This is a genomic window from Pseudomonas sp. EA_65y_Pfl2_P74, from assembly GCF_963970575.1.
Lineage (GTDB): Bacteria > Pseudomonadota > Gammaproteobacteria > Pseudomonadales > Pseudomonadaceae > Aquipseudomonas > Aquipseudomonas baetica_A.
In genome coordinates, this window is sequence record NZ_CAXAOQ010000046.1 from 1 (window position 1) to 18,621 (window position 18,621).

Consider the following 18,621-nt stretch of genomic DNA (forward strand, 5'->3'; position numbering starts at 1 on the left):
ATGGTGCGGGAAGCGGTCTTGATCTACAACCAAGAGCGCCCGCACCTGTCCTTAAAATACAAAACGCCCGATGCAGTGCATCGGGCGTTAGGGTGAGATAGGTGTAAACCTATTTCAGGACTAGACATGATGTTTCACTTTTTACCCTCGACGCCTAAGCACTATCGGATATAACGGTTATAACTCACTGCCGGAAATATTTTAAAAACAGGCCTTTACGTCGCAAATATGACACTACACTTCAACTCAAGCGGCGTGATCCGCTTCCGGCGAGCCTGAGTCGATCCACCGCTGCCAAGGCCACCTTCAGGTATCGCCGCCCAATAACAAGATCCGAGGGCTTTATGGGTATCGCTGCCAGCGAACTGTGTCGCTACGTGATCCGTCCTACGCTGATTTATCTGGGACGCCATTGCGCAACCGCCGAATCCCTTTTGCTGGGCATTGCAGCCAGCCAGTCCGACCTCGGGTCCGCCCTGCATGACCGCCGAGGCCACGGCCTCTACCGCATCGCCGAGCATCGCCATCAGGCACTCTGGGATGACTATCTGGCGCTCGATCCGGAACGCGCCAGCCTGGTTCGCGGACTGGCCAGCCAGCATGCCTTTCTCAGCAGCCCGCACCTGGAATTGACCGTCAACCTGCGTTACGCCACGGCCATCGCCTGGCTGCTGGTGGAAGAACAAAACCCCACCCTTCCCGCCCCCAATGATCTGCTCGGCATGGCGCGGATCTGGCGTCAGACTTTTCAGCCCCAGGGTCGCCTGCGGGACTTCACTTATGCATGGCAAACCTGTGTTTCACCACTGAATCAGGTCGCTTGCTGACTGACCAGTTTTTCAATATCGCCCATCATGTCGCCATTCTGGTCGGATTGTCCTACAAAACCGCTCTAACTCAACGCATACGGACTATAGCGCCGGAACGAAAATGTTGGTAATTTTCGCCCCGGTGATCACCAGGAGTTCTAATAATGAAAAAAGTAATGCTCAAAACCACCCTTAGCCTCGCCGTTGCCATGGCATCCACGCAGATTTTCGCCGCTGGCTTTGCCATCAACGAACACAGCATTAGCGGGATGGGGACGGGTTACGCCGGGCGATCTTCTTCTGCCGACGACGCAAGCACTGTTTATGGCAACCCTGCCGGCATGTCGCGCCTCAAGCGCGAACAAGTCACTGGCGGTGTTGCATTCCTCGATGCCAAGACCGATATCAGCGACGGTAGCTCCAGCCCTAACGGCGGCAGCAACAAAGGCGACATGGTGCCCTTCACCTCCGTACCTATGGGCTTCTACGTCAAACCGATCGATGAGCATTGGGCATTTGGTCTGGGGGTTTATGTACCGTTCGGCCTGATTACCGACTATGAAAAAGGGTTTGCCGGTCGTTACTTCGGCAGCAAGTCCGAAGTACAGGTCATCACCTTTCAGCCAACTGTCAGCTACGCCTTCAACGACAAGGTGTCGATCGGTTTCGGCCCGACCATCAACCGCATCGACGGCACACTGGAATCCAACCTGTCGATCACTCAGGCCCTGCCGGATGGCAAGGTCAAGATCAAGGGCGACGACACCGCACTGGGCTACAACATCGGCGTGCTGGTACAAGCCACCGACACCACCCGACTGGGTCTGACGTATCACTCCAAAGTCGACTACAAGCTTGAAGGCAACACCAAGGTCAACTACGGCGCACTGGCGCTGGCCGGTCTTAGCGCCAGCCAGAAGTACGATGCTTCGCTGAAGATCACCACGCCTGAGTCCATCGACTTCTCGGTCACCCAAGCGATCAACGACCGCTGGAACGTCTATGCCGGTTCCACCTGGACCCGTTGGAGCCAACTGGAAAAAATCACCGTCAAGAACTCCGGCGTACAGCCTGCATTGGCCGGTCAGTTCGGTGAAATCACCGAAGACCAGAACTGGCACGACTCCTGGGCTTACGCCGTGGGCACGTCGTACCAGTTGAACAAGGAGTGGGTACTGCGTACCGGCCTGACGTTCGACCAGTCGCCGACCAACAACGTCGACCGTTCGCCACGCATTCCTACCGGCGACCGGACGATCTTCAGCATCGGCGCTGGCTGGAGCCCGACCGAAGACCTGACGATCGATGTCGCTTATTCGTACCTGAAGGAAGAGTCGGTCAAGATCCGCAACGAAAACGATCGCGGCCAGAGCTACAACTCCAAGTATGAAAACTCGGCAAACGGTTTCGGTCTCGGCGCAACCTACCGCTTCTGATGCTGTCAGGCGAGGCTAACCCCTCGCCCACTAAAAAGCCCCGCCTCGGTTAAAGAGCGCGGGGCTTTTTCATTTAGATCAGGGTTTCAGCGGCTTTGAGGCAATGGCTTTCTCGATCGCGGCGAGAAACTGCGGATCATCCGGCTTGGTCAGGCTGGAGAAATTGGCGATCACTTTGCCCTGGCGATCCACCACGTATTTGTAGAAATTCCACTTCGGCGCACTGCTCTGCGCAGCCAACACCTGAAACATATGCGTGGCGTCATCACCCCGAACCTTCTGCGGCTCGGTCATGGCGAATGTCACGCCGTAGTTGGCATAGCAAACCTTGGCAGTCTCAGCGCTGTCCCTGGACTCCTGTTTGAAGTCGTTGGAGGGCACACCGAGCATTTCCAGACCTTGCGCCTTGTAGCGCTGATTGAGTGCCTCGAGGCCTTCGAACTGTGGCGCGAAACCACAGAAACTGGCGGTGTTGATCACCACCAGCGGTTTGTCGGCGTACTGCTTGCACAGATCAATGGAATCCTTGGCACGCAATTTCGGCAATGAGCCTTGCAACAATTCCGGACAGTCAGCGGCCTGGGCCAGGCCAGTCAACGCCATCAGCAACGCGGGAACCGCACACCAGCGCATCAGCATTTCGAGCCTCCTTGAGCAGTCGTCAGAGGTCGACGTTACTCGCCACGCCTGCTTCTAGCAAATACTCGTGCCCAACTGCATCAAAGCCAGGCCGCCCTGATGCCAGCCCCACCACACCAGCGCCAGCAAGGCGACGCCGAGCGCGGTGAGGGCAATTCGTGACCACAAACGACTCATGCAGCGCCCGCACTGGTTTGCAGGCGTGCGACAGGACGCTCGCGCACCGGCCAGTTCAACGCCGCCGCCAACAGGCTCAGAAGTATCGCCACTTGCCAGATCAAGTCATAACTCCCGGTACGGTCATACACCACCCCGCCCAGCCAGCCACCGAGGAACGCACCAAGCTGATGGAACAGAAACACGATGCCACCAAGCATGGACAGGTTTCGCACGCCGAACAAGGTCGCTACCGTACCGTTGGTCAACGGCACCGTCGACAGCCACAGAAACCCCATGGCCATGCCAAACACATACGCCGATGTCGTTGTCACCGGCAGCCACAGGAACAACGCGATCACCACCGCTCGCAGCAAATACAACGCTGTCAGCAACCGTGGTTTGGACATGCGGCCACCGAGCCAACCGGCGGTGTAGGTGCCGAAGATATTGAACAGTCCGATCAGCGCCAGCACCGTGGTGCCAACCGTGGCCGGCAAGTGCTGATCAACCAGATAGGCCGGTAGATGCACGCCGATAAACACCACCTGAAAACCACAGACGAAAAAGCCGAAGGCCAACAGCCAGAATCCGGAGTGCGAACAGGCTTCACGCAGGGCTTGCGAGAGTGTCTGTTCATGACCGAGTACTGGGAGCGGGTTGTCTTTGAGCATGCTCACCAGCGGCACAATAAGCGCCACCAACAGACCCAACACCAGCAGCGCAGCCGACCAACCGAGCCAGCCGATCAGACCCAGCGTGCCTGGCAACATGGCGAACTGGCCGAAGGAGCCGGCAGCGCTGGCAATGCCCATGCCCATGCTGCGTTTCTGCGGGGGCACCGCGCGACCGACGACGCCCAGGATCACCGAGAACGAGGTGCCAGAAAGGCCAATGCCAATCAACAGGCCCGCACTCAGGGACAACGTCAACGCCGAATCCGACAGGGCCATGCACACCAGCCCCGCGGCGTAGAGCACGCCACCGATCAGCACCACTTTCGCCGCGCCGAAGCGGTCCGCCAGTGCGCCGGTGAACGGCTGGGCGAGCCCCCAAATCAGGTTCTGCAAGGCGATGGCAAAGGCGAACACCTCACGCCCCCAGCCAAACTGCGCACTCATCGGCGACAGGAACAAGCCAAAACCGTGTCTTATGCCCAATGACAACGCCAGGATCAGCGCACTCCCCAGCAACACCCAACCGCACGTACGCCACATCGATGTCATTGTTGTTCTCCATTCGCGGGTATATACCCGCTTGAGCCCGAAAAAACCGGCGCTACGCCAGTTCGTCGAGCAATCTGAGCAAGGTTTCACGCTTCTCGGCGCCCAAACGATCAATCAATCGCTGCTGCGCCGCTTCCCAGGCTGGCAATGCCGCTGCCAGTCGCTGTATACCGGCCTCGGTGAGCCGGACGATGCGGTTACGCATGTCCTCGCCTTCGGCCAGCGCGACCAATCCCTCGCCCTCCAGCACGCGCACATTGCGTCCCAGGGTGCTGCGGTCCAGGCCCATGGCTTCGGCCAGTTCCGAGATGCTCGGTTGTTCCAGACGCTGCAGATTGCACAGCAAAGAATACTGGGCAACGTTGATCCCGAAGCCGTCGAGAGCGCCGTCGTAATGCCTGCTGACGCCACGCGCGGCGCGACGCAGGTTGGTGCACAAACACTGAGAAGGAAGCATGGTGCGTGTATATACCCGTGACTGTGTTAAATCAAGTTACACATCAGTTTATCAATACGGTTTGTGGCGCGTGATAAGCCAGCCATCCGTCAGACCAAGACCACCCCCACCAACACCGCCATCTCCAGCAATTCAAGCAACGCCCCCGCCGTATCCCCGGTCGTCCCGCCCAGCCGTCGCATCATCACTTGCCGCAGCCAGAAAAACACAACGAGCGCTACAACCAAAGCAACCATCGCTTTGAATCCGGCGATCAGCAAACACGCCGCCGCGCTCAACCCCAGCACCCGCCACCCCGTCTTGCGCGGCAGATGATCGGCCAGCGCTTGCCCCAAGCCACCGGCGCGCACATAGGGGGTGGTCAGAAACAGCCCGAGCAACGCCGCCCGCCCAAGCAACGGCGCGATGATCAACGCCATCGCTTGCTGCTGCTCAATCAGCGCCAGCAAAGCCGCGAATTTCAGCAGCAACACCAGCACCAGCGTCACCACAGCGATCGGCCCGCTGCGCGGGTCTTTCATGATCGTTAACGTACGTTCGCGATCACCAAAGCCACCCAACCAGGCATCGGCACTGTCGGCCAGACCATCAAGGTGCAACGCACCGCTGAGCAACACCCAAACCGTTAACAACAGCGCCGCGTGCAGCAGCAACGGTGCACCCGCCAGCGCCAGGTTCAGCGCCCAAAGGATCACGCCGAACAGCAACCCCACCAGCGGATAAAACAACAGCGAACGCCCAAGCTGTTCCGGCTCAGGCATGCCCGGCAAACGAATCGGCAGGCTGCTGAGAAATTGCAGGGCGATCCACAGCGCCAGCATGTCAGTGACCTTCCTTGAGCAAACCGTCAACCTCGACCGTCAGCGAGAAGAGCGCGCCGTGACCGACTTCAACATTGAGCAACTGTTCACGCGGCAATCCTCGCGCCTGCGCCAGCAACAGGCGCATCACGCCGCCATGGCTGATCAGCAGCACCCGCTCACCCGCATACGCCGCTTGCAGCCGCGCCACCGCCGCCAATACCCGCGCAGAAAAATCACTGACCGGCTCGCCCTGCGGTGGCGTAAACCCATACGGGTCAGCCCAGAACAGCCCTAGCGCCTCGGCATCCGTCTCCATCAGCGCCGCCGCGCTCTGCCCTTCCCAAGCGCCGAAATGCAGTTCTTGCAGATCTTTGTCCAGTTGCACCGGCAGATTCAGTTGTTCACCGAGTTCAGCGGCAAACCGCGCGCACCGCTGCAATGGCGAGCTGACCAAACGATCCCACGGCCCGCCCGCGACGACAGCCGCACGCATCTGCGCCCAGCCCTTTTCGGTGAGCGCGTCATCGAGACTGCCGCGCAAGCCACCACCGAGTTCGGTCTCACCGTGTCGCAGCAGATCCAGACGCAACGTCATGCCGGACGATCCGCCACCGCCGCCTCAGCGAACGTCGCCATCTGTGCATGCAGGTCGCAGGCCAGACGCAGCAGTGGCACCGCCAGCGCGGCGCCACTGCCCTCGCCCAGGCGCAGGCCGAGTTCCAGCAACGGCTCGGCGCTCAGGGTTTCCAGCACATGGCGATGGCCCGGCTCGGCACCGCGATGTCCGAACAGCAACCACTCGCGGCAGGCCGGATTCAAGCGCACCGCGACGAGCGCGGCGACGGTGCAGATAAAGCCGTCGACCAGCACGGCTACGCCTTCCTGCGCACAGGCCAGATACGCGCCGACCAGCGCGGCAATCTCGAAACCACCAAGGTTGAACAGTGTCTGCAACGCATCACCACGCTGCGCGGCGTGCAACGCCAATGCGCGCTCGATCACTTGCGCTTTATGGCTGACACCTTCGGCATTCAAACCGGTGCCGGGGCCGGTCAGGTGCGCCACCGGGCAATCGAGCAACGCACAGGCGAGCGCACTGGCAGCGGTGGTATTACCGATGCCCATTTCGCCACCGATGAACAACTGCGTACCCGCCGCTTTGGCACGCAACACGCTGTCGCGACCGGCCAGCAACGCGAGTTCGCCTTGCGATTGAGTCATCGCCGAACCCTGAACGAAATTCGCCGTGCCTGCGCCGATATTCAAGTGACGCACTCCCGGCAGATTCAGCGTCGGCGTTACCGTGCCCAGGTCCACCACTTCCAGTTGTGCACCGAGCGTGCGTGCCAGCACGCTGATCGCCGCGCCGCCGCTGACGAAGTTGAGCAGCATCTGCCCGGTCACTTCCTGCGCAAATGCCGACACACCTTCAGCCACAACACCGTGATCACCGGCAAAGATTGCAATCCAGACCTGTTCAAGCGTCGGCTTCACCTGCCCTTGCAGACCGGCCAACTGCACCGCCACCGACTCGAGCCGCCCCAGAGAGCCGGCTGGTTTGGTCAATTGCTGTTGCCGTGCTGCCGCTTGTTCAACGATATCGGCGTTCACCGGTTTGCACGGGCTCAGCCACCAGGCTTGGGTCATAAGGCAGGTCCTTTCAGGGTCAGGGGCAGGCCGGCGACGGTCAGGACGACACGCTGACAGCGCTCAGCCAGAGCTTGATGCAGCCAACCGGCTTCATCGACGTAGCGGCGAGTCAATTCGCCCAGCGGCACGACACCCATTCCGGTCTCGTTGCTGACAAAAATGATTTCACCCGGCAAGGACGCCAGGCATTCGAGCAGGGCGTCGCGTTCAGCGACGAGACGCTCAACGTCATCGAGCATCAACAGGTTGGTCAGCCACAGGGTCAGGCAATCGACCAGCAGGCAACGCTCGGCATTGGCGTTTTCGCGCAGGACGCGGGCCAGTTCCAGCGGTTCTTCGATGAGCGCCCATTGGGCAGGACGACGAGCGCGATGATGAGCGACGCGGTCATTCATTTCGCCGTCCAGCGGCTGGCTGGTGGCGATGTAGGTGACTGACAGGTTGCTGTCGGTGGCGAGCGTTTCCGCCAGGCGACTTTTGCCGGAGCGGGCGCCGCCGAGGATCAATTGGAGCATGGGAACATCCTGAAAATTATGCATTGAGGCCACCGGCCTCTACGCGAGCAAGCCCGCTCCCACAGAGACCGCGGTAGCCGAAACACCCTAGATCCCACAGAGCTGACGCAACAAATCGGTATCCAGATGCTTCTCCACCAGATCCGCCAACCGTTCGATATCGCGCTCGCGCAACCCGTGATAATCCACGTCCTGCACATCGCTCAGCCCCGCCCAGCGCAGCAACGCCGCACTGGCCGCCGGCGATTCGAACACGCCATGCAGATACGTACCGAACACCTGCCCATCAACACTCTGCGCGCCATCGCAACGACCGTCATCGAGCCGCACCGCTGCGTTTTCCAGCGCAGGGCCAGTGGTCACGCCAGCATGAATCTCATAACCGCTGACTTCAGCTTCTTCCAACGCCAAGCGCCCACGCACATTGCGCAGTTGCTTCTCGGCTTCAAGCTGCGTTGCAAACGCCAGCAAACCGAGCCCGGCACTGGAACCGGGCGCCCCTTCAAGCCCCAGCGGGTCATGCACCTGCTGACCGAGCATTTGCATGCCACCACATATCCCCAGCACTTTGCCGCCGTAACGCAAGTGACGGTTGATCGCCGTGTCCCAGCCGTTGGCGCGCAGATAGGCCAGATCACTGCGCACGCTTTTCGAGCCCGGCAAGATGATCAGGTCCGCTGCCGGAATCGCCTGCCCCGGCCCCACAAATTGCAGATCAACCTGTGGATGCAAACGCAGCGGATCGAAATCGGTGTGGTTGCTGATGCGCGGCAGCACCGGCACCACCACTTTGAGCACTTGATCGGCCTTGTCGGTCTGGCGCTGGTCGATGCCGTCTTCCGCCTCCAGATGCAGATCCATCACATACGGCAACACGCCGACCACCGGTTTGCCGGTGCGCTGCTCAAGCCAGTCGAGGCCTGGTTGCAGCAAGGCGATGTCACCGCGAAAACGGTTGATGATGAAGCCTTTTACCCGCGCCTGCTCGCTCGGCGACAGCAACTCCAGCGTGCCAACCAAATGAGCAAAAACACCACCGCGATTGATGTCGGCAATCAGCAGCACCGGGCAATCGACCGCCTCGGCGAACCCCATGTTGGCGATGTCGCCAGCGCGCAGGTTGATCTCCGCCGGCGAGCCTGCGCCCTCGACCATAACCAACGGGTACGCCGCGCTCAATCGTTCGTGCGAGGCCAGCACAGCCTTCATGGCGATGGCTTTGTAGTCGTGATAGGCCACGGCGTTCATGCTGGTGACGGCGCGCCCATGAATGATCACTTGCGCGCCGGTGTCGCTATTGGGTTTGAGCAGTACCGGGTTCATGTCGGTGTGCGGCTCAAGAAACGCCGCTTGTGCCTGCACAGCCTGCGCCCTGCCGATTTCGCCGCCGTCAGCGGTCACCGCGCTGTTGAGCGCCATGTTCTGCGGTTTGAACGGCACGACGGCGACACCCTGACGGGTCGCCCAGCGGCACAGCGCCGTCACCAACGTACTTTTGCCCGCGTCGGAGGTGGTGCCCTGCACCATCAGGGTTGTCATTTCAATTCCTTGGTAAAGGCCTGCAGCGCCTGTTCGAGACGCGCTTGCTCAGCCGCGTCGGCAGGCAAGCCGAAACGCAGGCTGCTGTTGTGGGTGAAGAGGCGCAGAAGGATGCCGCGACGGGCCATGAATTCGTATAGCGCGGCGGCATACTCAGTGATCAGCCACTGGAACAAGGCGCAACCGCCGTGGGGTTTGAAGCCGTAACGCTCCAGCACAAGGGCAAGCCTTTCACTCGCCTCGTCACTGCGAATGCGTTGCCGGGTGTGACCTTCAGTGTCGCGCAGACAGGCCCGACCCAACACCCGCGTCGGCCCGCTTACAGCCCACGGCCCGACTTGCTCGGCGAGCAATTTAAGCAACTTGCGCTCGGCCAGGACAAAACCCAGTCGCACCCCGGCCAGACCAAAAAACTTGCCGAATGAACGCAACACAATCAAACCGACCTGATGGGTATGTGCAGCCAGGCTCAACTGCGGGGTGTTGTCCATGAACGCTTCGTCGACCACCAGCCAACCACCGCGCTGGGCCAGCCGTGCATGCCAGTCGAGCAGCCGCGCCGGGCTCAGACTCAGGCCGGTGGGGTTGTTCGGATTGACCACCACCAGCACGTCAAGGTTGTCGATAAAGAAGTCGACTTCCTGTTCGAGCATTTCACGCACGATGTAGCCGCTGCGGCGCCAGGCTTCGGCGTGCTCGGCATAACACGGCGACAACACACCGACTTTGCCAGCCCGACGCAAGCGCGGCAGCAACTGGATGGCCATCTGCGAACCGGCCACCGGCAACACCTGCGAAGCGCCGTAATAATCGCACGCGGCTTGTTCCAGACCGTCGTCGGTCTCCGGCAATCGCGCCCAGGCTCGCAGCGGTATGTCGGGGATCGGAAACGGCCACGGCGCCAGACCACTGGACAGGTCGAGCCAGTCGGCTTCGGCAATACCGTAATCGAGAGCAGCCTTGCGCAGCCGGCCACCGTGCTCAAGCATAGAATTCAGCCCCCACGCAGAGAATCAGCAGCCATAACCATACGCCGCGCTGAACCAATTGCCAGCCACGGTCGATGGAATCGGCATCGGCCTGAACGCCTTCGCCCAGTTGCGGACGCTCATGCAGTTCGCCGTGGTAAATCGCCGGACCACCCAGTTCCACGCCGAGCGCACCGGCTCCCGCCGCCATCACCGGGCCGGCGTTGGGGCTGTCCCATTTCGGCGCCTGGGTGCGCCAGCATTTCAACGCCAGCCGGGTTTTACCGAGCAGTGCGTAGGTCAACGCCACCAGGCGTGCAGGAACGTAGTTGAGTACGTCGTCGATTTTGGCCGCGCACCAGCCAAAACGCTCGAAACGTTCGTTGCGATAGCCCCACATCGCATCGAGCGTATTACTCAAACGGTAGAGGACAACGCCCGGCGCACCCGCCACAGCAAACCAGAACAGCGCGGCGAACACCGCATCGCTGCCGTTCTCCAGTACTGACTCGGTGGCCGCGCGGGCGACGGCGGTGCTGTCCAGTTCATGGGTCTGGCGGCTGACCAGATAACCGACACGCTTACGCGCCTCTTCCAGATCATCGGCGCGCAACGCCTGGGCCACCGGCTCGACGTGTTCGCCGAGGCTGCGCATGCCAAGGGCGCAATACAACGCAAGGATCTCGACAACCCAGCCCACATACGGCGCCCAGGACAATGCAGTGGCCAGCAAGGTCAGCGGCAGCACCGCGATCACCCACGCGGTCACGCCGTGGCTTCGCCAGCCCCGGCCACCGGCGTTGAACCGTTGCTCGATGCGCCCGGCAAAATTGCCGAACGCTACCAGCGGATGCCAGCGTTTCGGTTCACCCAGCAGCGCATCCAGCGCGACCGCGGCGACACTCAACAACGCCACACTCATTGACTCACTCCCCAATAATTTTCATACAGCAACTCATTGAGCGGACGCGCCTGCGCCCACCCTTCGAGTACCAGCATCGGCGCCGGATAGAATTCCTTAACCGGGCCCAGACACAAAACGGCCAAAGGCTTGGCCCCGGCCGGCAGTTTCAGCAGATCGGCGAGCGCTTGCGGCTCGAACAACGAGACCCAGCCCATGCCCAATCCTTCGGCACGGGACGCCAGCCACAGATTCTGAATCGCACAGGACAACGAAGCCATGTCCATTTCCGGCAGCGTGCGGCGCCCGAAAATGTGTTTCTCGCGATCATCCATCAGCGCCGCGACCAGCACTTCGGCGCAGTCGTTGATGCCTTCGACCTTGAGCTTCATGAACTCGTCACTGCGCTCACCGAGGGCCTCGGCGGTGCGGATGCGTTCTTCTTCTACGAGATTGCGGATCTGCCCGCGCAGAGCACGATCGCTGACGCGGATGAAACGCCAAGGCTGCATCAAGCCGACACTTGGTGCTTGATGTGCGGCGTCCAATAAACGGCGCAGCAACTGGGGCTCGACGGCGCCGCCAGTGAAGTGGCGCATGTCGCGGCGTTCGGCGATGGCTTTGTAGACCGCTGCGCGTTCGGTTTCGGAAAATGCGTTGTCCGTCACGGCCTCTTCGCGAGCAAGCTCGCTCCCACATGGGTCGGGGTGCTTGCTCAAGAAACGCGATCCCCTTTGGGCGCGAGCTTGCTCGCGAAGGCGGCCTCGCGGTCAGGCAGCAATAGTGCAGCAATAGCCGCAGGATTCGACGGGAAGTAAAAATGCACATACGACGCCGTCATCCGCCCGTCCCGATAAACCGCCTCCGCACCACGCCCGCCATTCGGGCTCAGGCCTCGGGCAATCGGCGTCAATTCAGTCGTCGTCAGGGAATGGTGATAGGTGTGGCCGCGCAACGTGCCTTCCGGCAGATCAACCGCTTGCAGCGCCAATGCCGCCAGGCGTTTCTGCATCACCGCATCGCCTGCGAGCAAGCCGACCAGTTCGGCGCGACTGCCCTCAACATCCGTCAACGAGTCGAGCAGATACAGCATGCCGCCACATTCAGCGAGCAACGGTTTTCCGGCCGCATGATGGGCGCGGATGGCTTCGAGCATTGCGCTGTTCTGCGATAACGCAACGTGGTGCAGTTCCGGGTAACCGCCGGGCAGATAGAGGCTGTCGGCCTCTGGCAACTGCGTATCGCGGATCGGCGAGAAGAAACTCAACACAGCGCCCATCGTCCGCAACAGGTCGAGGCTGGCGCCATAGGTGAAGGCAAATGCTTCATCGTGGGCGACGGCGATTCGCACACCTTTTAACAAGGGCTCTACATTGATGACTTCAGGCGCGGCAAATTCCACGGCCGGTGGCAGCGCTACCTCGCAACTGCTGGCAAGCGCTTGTGCAGCGGCGTCCAGGCGCACATCGAGGTCATTGAGCTCACCGGCCTGAACCAGACCAAGATGACGGCTCGGCAATTCGATGCCGGTCTCGCGGGACAATGCGCCATACCAGCGCAAGCCTTCGGTCAGGCTGCCTTCGAGCAATTGTGCGTGACGCAACGTACCGACCCGGTTGGCCAGCACGCCAGCGAACGGCAGATCCGGCTGATATTTCGCCAAGCCCAGCGCCAACGCACCAAAGGTCTGCGCCATCGCCGTTCCATCAATCACACCCAGCACCGGCACGCCGAAATGCCGGGCCAGATCAGCGCTCGACGGCGTGCCGTCAAACAACCCCATCACGCCTTCGATCAGAATCAGATCGGCCTCGGCTGCGGCCTCCCACAGCAGACGACGGCTTTCCTGCTCACCGACCATCCACATGTCCAATTGATAGACCGGCGCACCGCTGGCGCGCTCGAGAATCATCGGATCGAGAAAGTCCGGGCCGCACTTGAACACGCGCACCTTGCGCCCTTGATTGCGGTGCAAACGGGCCAGCGCGGCCGTGACGGTGGTCTTGCCCTGACCGGAAGCCGGCGCGGCAATCAGTACCGCCGGGCAATGACGTGACTGATTCAAAGTTCGACGCCTTTCTGCGCTTTGATACCGGCCTGGAAGGCGTGTTTGATCATGCCCATTTCAGTGACGGTGTCGCCCATCTCGACCATTTCCGGCTTGGCGCCGCGCCCTGTGACAATCACATGCTGCATCGGCGCACGCGCCTGCAAGTCGCTGAGCACCTGATCGAGATCGAGGTAGCCGTGCTTGAGGGCGATATTCAGCTCATCCAGCACCACCAGGCCAATCGACGGATCGCGCAAAAGCTCGCGGGACACTTCCCAAGCGGCTTCGGCGGCGGCGATATCGCGCTGACGGTCCTGGGTTTCCCAGGTGAAGCCCTCGCCCATCACATGAAAGCGCACCTGCTCGGGGAAACGCCGAAAAAACAGCTCTTCGCCGGTGCTGTTGCGCCCCTTGATGAATTGCACCACGCCGCAGCGCATGCCGTGCCCCATGGCGCGGGCGAGCATGCCGAACGCCGAACTGCTTTTGCCTTTGCCATTGCCGGTGAGCACCAGCACCAGGCCGCACTCATCAGGCGAATTGGCGATACGTTCATCGATCACGGCTTTTTTGCGCTGCATACGCGCCAGATGGCGTTCGTCACGCTCAGGGGAATCAGTCATGGGGGAGCTCTCCGTTGAGGCTGGATAACGGCGGGCAGGCACAAGAATAGAAGGCAAAAAAGCCTGGCATCGCCCACCGTGATGCCGTTGGATGAATCAGGCCGGTCTCCGGGCTCATGAGCGGCGAATCGCCTGGCTGCGCGCCTTCCCGCTTTGAGCAGTGGCATTCGACGCAGTTTTCACTCATTTACCGTTGCGGGGGCAGCGCCGGGATCGTGGTTGCTCTTCGTTTGAAGACGACCCTCACCGGCTTCCCTGTTTCACTCTGTCGACAGGGGTCACAGAGCACCTGAAACAAGCCGCGAAGGTTAGAGGGTTGGGGGTGGAGCGTCAATTAAAGAGGAGGCTGTCGGGCGAATAACTGCCGTCGATCAATGATCTGACGCCAATCTTGTGCCACACTCTCAAGAGTGATATCAAAGAGCCACAATCTCACATCACACAAGAATAAGGTGAGCCACATGCAAGGCATGATCATCAGCAACCCGCGCCTGGAATTTCTGCGCCCGGTACTGGAACGCTGGTTTGACTGTATCGACCGCTACAACGCCGTGCGCGGCGACAGCGACACACCCTACTGGCATGACGAGAAAGCCAATCTCGGATTGCTTTCCGCTGCGGCCTGGATGGCCGAACTGGTGACGCTAGAGCAGACCGCTACCCGCAAGCAAAACGAGGATGGCGAGCGCAATGCCCGCGCCGACCTGTTCCTGGCCGGCGCCGAAGATCGCGCGTTCATTCAAGCCACCCAGCGCTGGCCACGCGTGAACAATCTCAACCTGACCCAAGCCCTGCTGGAGATCACCAGCGACGCCAAACGCATCAGTTTCGCCAGCGACCTCAAGCTCGGCTGCCTGTTTGTCGCCCCGCAAAAAGCCCAGCACAGCGCCACCCCCGAAGAACTGCAGGACATGGTCGACGACCTGCAAAAAGAACACACCTGCGCCGTGGCCTGGTATTTCCCTTACGCCTATCGCAAATTGCGCAGCGATGCTGGCAACTATCACCCGGGCATTGCCGTGCTCTTCAAGGAGGCCCGCGGCTAAGCGGTTGAACCATCGGGCTTGCGCGTGCCTCTATGATTACGAATGCATTCATAGGGAAGATCAGCAATGCGCAAGACCCAGCTCGCTCTCGTTATCGCGCTCGCCGGGGGGCTCGCCGCCTGTGGTGAATCCTCAAGCCTTCAAGTCTCCGACGGCACCGGCCCGTCACCGAAACTACCCGAACCCAACAAAACCCTGATCCCAACCGTGAATATCGCCCCGGCGGTCGGCTGGCCAGATGGCGCAAAACCGACTGCCGCGGCAGGCACGCAAGTGGCGGCATTCGCCGAAGGTCTAGACCATCCGCGCTGGCTTTACGTGCTGCCCAACGGCGACGTGCTGGTGGCGGAAACCAATGCTCCGCCCAAACCTGACGACAGCAGCGGCATTCGTGGCTGGATCATGAAGAAAGTCATGGGCAAGGCTGGCGCCGGCGTACCGAGCGCAAATCGCATCACCCTGCTACGTGATGCCGATCACGATGGCGTGGCTGAGACGCGTACGGTGTTTGTGCAAAATCTCAACTCACCGTTCGGCATGACCCTGGTCGGCAATGACCTGTACATCGCGGACACCGATCGCCTGCTGCGCTTGCACTACGAAACTGGCGCAACAGAAATCAAAACGCAGCCGATCAAGGTCACCGACCTGCCGGGCGGCACGCTGAATCATCACTGGACCAAAAACGTCATTGCCAGCAAGGACGGCAGCAAGCTGTATGTCACTGTCGGTTCGAACAGCAACGTCGGCGAGAACGGACTGGATAGAGAAGAAGGTCGCGCAGCGATCTGGGAAGTGGATCGGGCCACCGGCGATCACCGGATCTTCGCTTCAGGCATCCGCAATCCCAACGGCCTGGCTTGGGAGCCAAGCACCGGCGCATTGTGGACCGCAGTCAATGAGCGCGACGAGATTGGCAGCGACCTGGTGCCGGACTACATCACCTCGGTCAAGGATGGCGGTTTTTATGGCTGGCCGTTCAGCTATTACGGGCAGCATGTCGATGTGCGCGTCAGCCCGCAGAATCTCGACCTGGTGGCCAAGGCCATCGTCCCGGATTACGCCGTCGGCCCGCACACCGCCTCACTGGGCCTGACTTTCGCCGAAGGCAACACACTGCCCGCGCAATTCAAGGAAGGGGCGTTCATCGGCCAGCACGGCTCTTGGAACCGCAAGCCGCACAGTGGTTACAAAGTGATTTTCGTACCGTTTACCGGCGGCAAGCCGAATGGCAAACCGGTGGATGTGCTGACCGGTTTCCTCGACAAGGACGAAAACGCTCTGGGTCGCCCGGTAGGCGTGGTGATCGACCAGCAAGGTGGCTTGCTGGTGGCCGATGATGTGGGAAACAAAGTTTGGCGGGTGTCTTCCGCTCAATAAATCAGGGGCGACACATAATAAATGTGGGAGCGGGCTTGCCCGCTTCCACATCTCTTTTCCCAGCGCTACGGGTTATGCGCCAGATGCTCAGGCTGCAACACCCGCTTGGCACTCAGGTACGCCTTCTGCCAATACGCTTTCGACAGGCTATCGAGCTTCACCGTACCGCCGGTAGCCGGCGCATGCACGAAACGCCCTTCCCCGACATAAATCCCCGCATGACTGACCTGCGAGCCGCCATTGGTGGCGAAGAAAATCAGATCGCCTGTCTGCAAGCCTTCTTTACTGACATTCGGCGCCTGCATGACGATCAGTTCGCGGGTAGAGCGCGGCAGAGAAATACCCGCGGCATCACGATAAACAAAACCGATCAAGCCACTGCAATCAAACCCCGAATCCGGGGTATTGCCGCCCCAGCGATAAGGCGTGCCAACCAGGCCAAGCGCGCGGAACAACACGTCGTCGGCAGCAGGTGAATAAGACTGAGAAGGGCCGAACGCTACCGGAGCGCGAACAACCGGCGCAGGTGGTGGCGTGCGACTGGCGCAGGCGCTGAGCAGCGCTGCGAAAAACATCATTGCAAGGCGGGCCGACATGGTCATAAGCAGAACATCCTGATCTGGCTGCGGCTTTCTCTGCCGGATGGACAGAAAACAAAACCGCCTGCGTGAACACGCAGGCGGTTTGCCATCAATATAGGATCAGATTCTAGCGGCTACACGACAAACTTCAAGTAAGACTTTAACTTCACCTTGTAAAGTTTAGGTCTACTGCGTTGCCGAGGGCCGGATTGTCGCCGCGAATGCAGCAACAAAGGGCGGTATTACTTGCGAGCGGTGACCACGGTCGGTGCCATCGCGAGCGCGCGCTTGGCCTCGATGAAGGTCTTGCTCCAGTAGCTGTCACCCAGGTTATCGATACGAACACCACCGCTACGACGACTGCTGGAATGAATGAACTGGTTGTCACCCAGGTAGATCCCGGCGTGACTGACACGACCGCGACGACCACTGGTGGCGAAGAACAGCAGATCACCCGGTTCGAGGTTGCTGCGCGATACCAGCGGTGCGTCAACGTTGATCATTTCGCGGGTGGAGCGAGGCAGATTCATGCCAGCTTCTTCGCGAAACAGATAACCGATGAAACCACTGCAGTCGAAACCAGCCTCCGAGGTACCGCCAAAACGGTAACGGGTACCGATCAGGGACATGCCGCGCTCAAGGATGCTGTCGGCCAGAACTGGCAACTCATAGGGCTTCTTGTTGAAGTCAGAGAGTTCTTTTTCGGTATCCAGCTCTTCCTGGTAAATAACGGAAGACTGGGCAGTAGCAGAATTTTTAACCTGTTGTGACTGCTCTTGAACTGGAGAATGAGCAGCGCAACCGTACAACAGGGTGACGAGTGCGAGAGGCACGAGGGGTGCGAAGCGCTTTAGCATGGGCACGACCGTGGCTGGTAGTTGTAAAGAAGCCGAGACTATGCCCGCTATCGACTTCATTTGCAAATTCAATCGATCTTTTTGTGACTTCCCGGTTTCTCGTTTACATCTAAGCGCTTAAGCCCATTTGAAACGAAACGCGGCCTGCACAGCCTGCAGGAAAGCGGATTTTCTGGCGCCTGAAATATGCCGAGACCCAATGAAACCCAAGGCTTTACCAGCCCAAGGTTTCCTTGAGGAAAGGAATGGTCAGCTTGCGTTGAGCCTGCAATGAGGCCTGATCGAGTTGCTCGAGCAGATCAAACAGCGCGCTCATGCTGCGAGTGCCGCGAGTCAAAATAAAATGTCCGACCTCATCCGTCAGGTGCAGACCGCGACGCGACGCACGCAATTGCAGCGCACGCAACTTGTCTTCATCGGAGAGAGGACGCATCTGGAAAATCAGCGCCAGGGTCAGGCGTGATTTCAAGTCAGCCAGTTTCACTGGCAGCTCACGCGGAGAGGTTGAAGCGGCAATCAGCAAGCGCCGACCGCTGTCACGCAGACGGTTGAACAGATGAAACATCGCCTCTTCCCAGTCAGCCTTGCCGGCAATGACCTGCAAGTCATCCAGGCAGACCAGTTCGTACTGCTCAAGGTTGTCGAGGATTTCGACGCCACGATCCATCAACTCGGCCAACGGCAGGTACACCGCAGGTTCACCCATCTGCTCGAATCGCAAGCAAGCGGCCTGCAACAGATGCGTACGCCCTACGCCGTGTTTACCCCACAGGTAGATCAGGCTTTCTGTCCAGCCGGCGTCGGCTTCGCATAGGCGCTCGACATAGCCGAGTGCAGCGGCATTGGCGCCTGGGTAGTAGTTGATGAAGGTGGCGTCGTCGCGCAGACGCACACCTAGGGGCAGCTGAATCGGTTTCATGCTGACTGAACAGTTCTCAAGGAACCGTTAGTGGCCTCTGTGTAAAGTTTGCGAAGTTTATACCCG

Annotated in this window: 21 protein-coding genes and 1 riboswitch; of the genes, 4 read left to right on the forward strand and 17 right to left on the reverse strand. The window is 60.2% G+C overall.

What is annotated here, in order from left to right:
- Window positions 1-344 precede the first annotated feature (344 nt).
- Both AACY18_RS26610 and AACY18_RS26615 read left to right on the forward strand, forming a co-directional pair.
- Complete coding sequence (locus tag AACY18_RS26610; RefSeq protein ID WP_221732210.1) at window positions 345-827, forward strand: hypothetical protein; 483 nt, start codon at window positions 345-347, stop codon at window positions 825-827.
- A gap of 146 nt (window positions 828-973) precedes the next feature.
- Window positions 974-2,245, forward strand: coding sequence for an OmpP1/FadL family transporter (locus tag AACY18_RS26615; RefSeq protein WP_339433686.1), 1,272 nt, complete (start codon window positions 974-976; stop codon window positions 2,243-2,245).
- 78 nt (window positions 2,246-2,323) lie between these two features.
- Here the strand turns inward: AACY18_RS26615 and AACY18_RS26620 are convergent, their stop codons facing one another.
- The 14 genes from AACY18_RS26620 to cobO form a co-directional block, all read right to left on the reverse strand.
- The gene (locus AACY18_RS26620; protein ID WP_339466649.1) at window positions 2,324-2,884 is read right to left on the reverse strand and encodes a glutathione peroxidase; all 561 of its coding nucleotides are present in this window, start codon (window positions 2,882-2,884) and stop codon (window positions 2,324-2,326) included.
- A gap of 54 nt (window positions 2,885-2,938) precedes the next feature.
- Entirely contained in the window at window positions 2,939-3,061 is a 123-nt protein-coding gene (locus AACY18_RS26625; RefSeq protein WP_339433688.1) for a hypothetical protein, read from the reverse strand.
- On the reverse strand, window positions 3,058-4,266 hold the full coding sequence (locus AACY18_RS26630; protein WP_339433689.1) for an MFS transporter: 1,209 nt from the start codon (window positions 4,264-4,266) through the stop codon (window positions 3,058-3,060). The genes AACY18_RS26625 and AACY18_RS26630 overlap by 4 nt, the downstream gene beginning before the upstream one ends.
- A gap of 52 nt (window positions 4,267-4,318) precedes the next feature.
- On the reverse strand, window positions 4,319-4,723 hold the full coding sequence (locus tag AACY18_RS26635; RefSeq protein WP_339433690.1) for a MarR family winged helix-turn-helix transcriptional regulator: 405 nt from the start codon (window positions 4,721-4,723) through the stop codon (window positions 4,319-4,321).
- An 89-nt stretch (window positions 4,724-4,812) separates the two neighbouring features.
- Window positions 4,813-5,544: an adenosylcobinamide-GDP ribazoletransferase gene (locus tag AACY18_RS26640; RefSeq protein WP_339433691.1), complete on the reverse strand. Its 732-nt coding sequence runs from the start codon at window positions 5,542-5,544 to the stop codon at window positions 4,813-4,815.
- Window position 5,545: 1 nt separating this feature from the next.
- A complete protein-coding gene (cobC, locus tag AACY18_RS26645; protein ID WP_339466651.1) occupies window positions 5,546-6,121 on the reverse strand; it encodes an alpha-ribazole phosphatase family protein in 576 nt (191 codons plus the stop codon).
- The gene (cobT, locus tag AACY18_RS26650) at window positions 6,118-7,173 is read right to left on the reverse strand and encodes a nicotinate-nucleotide--dimethylbenzimidazole phosphoribosyltransferase (RefSeq protein WP_339433693.1); all 1,056 of its coding nucleotides are present in this window, start codon (window positions 7,171-7,173) and stop codon (window positions 6,118-6,120) included. The genes cobC and cobT overlap by 4 nt, the downstream gene beginning before the upstream one ends.
- Window positions 7,170-7,691 carry a bifunctional adenosylcobinamide kinase/adenosylcobinamide-phosphate guanylyltransferase gene (gene cobU, locus AACY18_RS26655; protein WP_339433694.1) on the reverse strand — a complete coding sequence of 174 codons (522 nt, stop codon included), beginning with the start codon at window positions 7,689-7,691 and terminating at the stop codon, window positions 7,170-7,172. Before cobU ends, cobT begins: the two co-directional genes overlap by 4 nt.
- Before the next feature lie 87 nt (window positions 7,692-7,778).
- Window positions 7,779-9,230 (reverse strand): cobyric acid synthase, encoded by a 1,452-nt coding sequence (locus tag AACY18_RS26660; protein WP_339466652.1) that lies wholly within the window; start codon window positions 9,228-9,230, stop codon window positions 7,779-7,781.
- Window positions 9,227-10,219, reverse strand: a complete 993-nt coding sequence (gene cobD / locus AACY18_RS26665) for a threonine-phosphate decarboxylase CobD (RefSeq protein WP_339466654.1) — start codon at window positions 10,217-10,219, stop codon at window positions 9,227-9,229. Before cobD ends, AACY18_RS26660 begins: the two co-directional genes overlap by 4 nt.
- The gene (cbiB, locus tag AACY18_RS26670) at window positions 10,212-11,120 is read right to left on the reverse strand and encodes an adenosylcobinamide-phosphate synthase CbiB (protein ID WP_339466656.1); all 909 of its coding nucleotides are present in this window, start codon (window positions 11,118-11,120) and stop codon (window positions 10,212-10,214) included. Before cbiB ends, cobD begins: the two co-directional genes overlap by 8 nt.
- Window positions 11,117-11,767: a 5,6-dimethylbenzimidazole synthase gene (bluB, locus tag AACY18_RS26675; protein WP_339466658.1), complete on the reverse strand. Its 651-nt coding sequence runs from the start codon at window positions 11,765-11,767 to the stop codon at window positions 11,117-11,119. Before bluB ends, cbiB begins: the two co-directional genes overlap by 4 nt.
- 47 nt (window positions 11,768-11,814) lie before the next feature.
- Window positions 11,815-13,164 (reverse strand): cobyrinate a,c-diamide synthase, encoded by a 1,350-nt coding sequence (locus tag AACY18_RS26680; RefSeq protein WP_339466659.1) that lies wholly within the window; start codon window positions 13,162-13,164, stop codon window positions 11,815-11,817.
- Window positions 13,161-13,772, reverse strand: coding sequence for a cob(I)yrinic acid a,c-diamide adenosyltransferase (gene cobO / locus AACY18_RS26685; protein WP_339433700.1), 612 nt, complete (start codon window positions 13,770-13,772; stop codon window positions 13,161-13,163). Before cobO ends, AACY18_RS26680 begins: the two co-directional genes overlap by 4 nt.
- Window positions 13,773-13,854: 82 nt before the next feature.
- A riboswitch (cobalamin riboswitch) is annotated at window positions 13,855-14,080 on the reverse strand.
- A 153-nt stretch (window positions 14,081-14,233) separates the two neighbouring features.
- On the opposite strand from cobO, the gene AACY18_RS26690 reads away from it, so the two are divergent.
- Window positions 14,234-14,818 (forward strand): hypothetical protein, encoded by a 585-nt coding sequence (locus AACY18_RS26690; protein ID WP_339466660.1) that lies wholly within the window; start codon window positions 14,234-14,236, stop codon window positions 14,816-14,818.
- 66 nt (window positions 14,819-14,884) lie between these two features.
- Window positions 14,885-16,198 (forward strand): PQQ-dependent sugar dehydrogenase, encoded by a 1,314-nt coding sequence (locus AACY18_RS26695; RefSeq protein WP_339466661.1) that lies wholly within the window; start codon window positions 14,885-14,887, stop codon window positions 16,196-16,198.
- A 65-nt stretch (window positions 16,199-16,263) separates the two neighbouring features.
- On the opposite strand, the gene AACY18_RS26700 is transcribed toward AACY18_RS26695, so the two are convergent.
- The 3 genes from AACY18_RS26700 to hda all read right to left on the reverse strand — a co-directional run bounded on the left by AACY18_RS26700 (window position 16,264) and on the right by hda (window position 18,555).
- The gene (locus tag AACY18_RS26700) at window positions 16,264-16,800 is read right to left on the reverse strand and encodes a C40 family peptidase (protein ID WP_339433703.1); all 537 of its coding nucleotides are present in this window, start codon (window positions 16,798-16,800) and stop codon (window positions 16,264-16,266) included.
- Window positions 16,801-17,021: 221 nt separating this feature from the next.
- Window positions 17,022-17,636 carry a C40 family peptidase gene (locus AACY18_RS26705; RefSeq protein ID WP_339433704.1) on the reverse strand — a complete coding sequence of 205 codons (615 nt, stop codon included), beginning with the start codon at window positions 17,634-17,636 and terminating at the stop codon, window positions 17,022-17,024.
- Window positions 17,637-17,850: 214 nt separating this feature from the next.
- Window positions 17,851-18,555 carry a DnaA regulatory inactivator Hda gene (gene hda, locus AACY18_RS26710; RefSeq protein WP_007919828.1) on the reverse strand — a complete coding sequence of 235 codons (705 nt, stop codon included), beginning with the start codon at window positions 18,553-18,555 and terminating at the stop codon, window positions 17,851-17,853.
- Window positions 18,556-18,621: the final 66 nt, after the last annotated feature.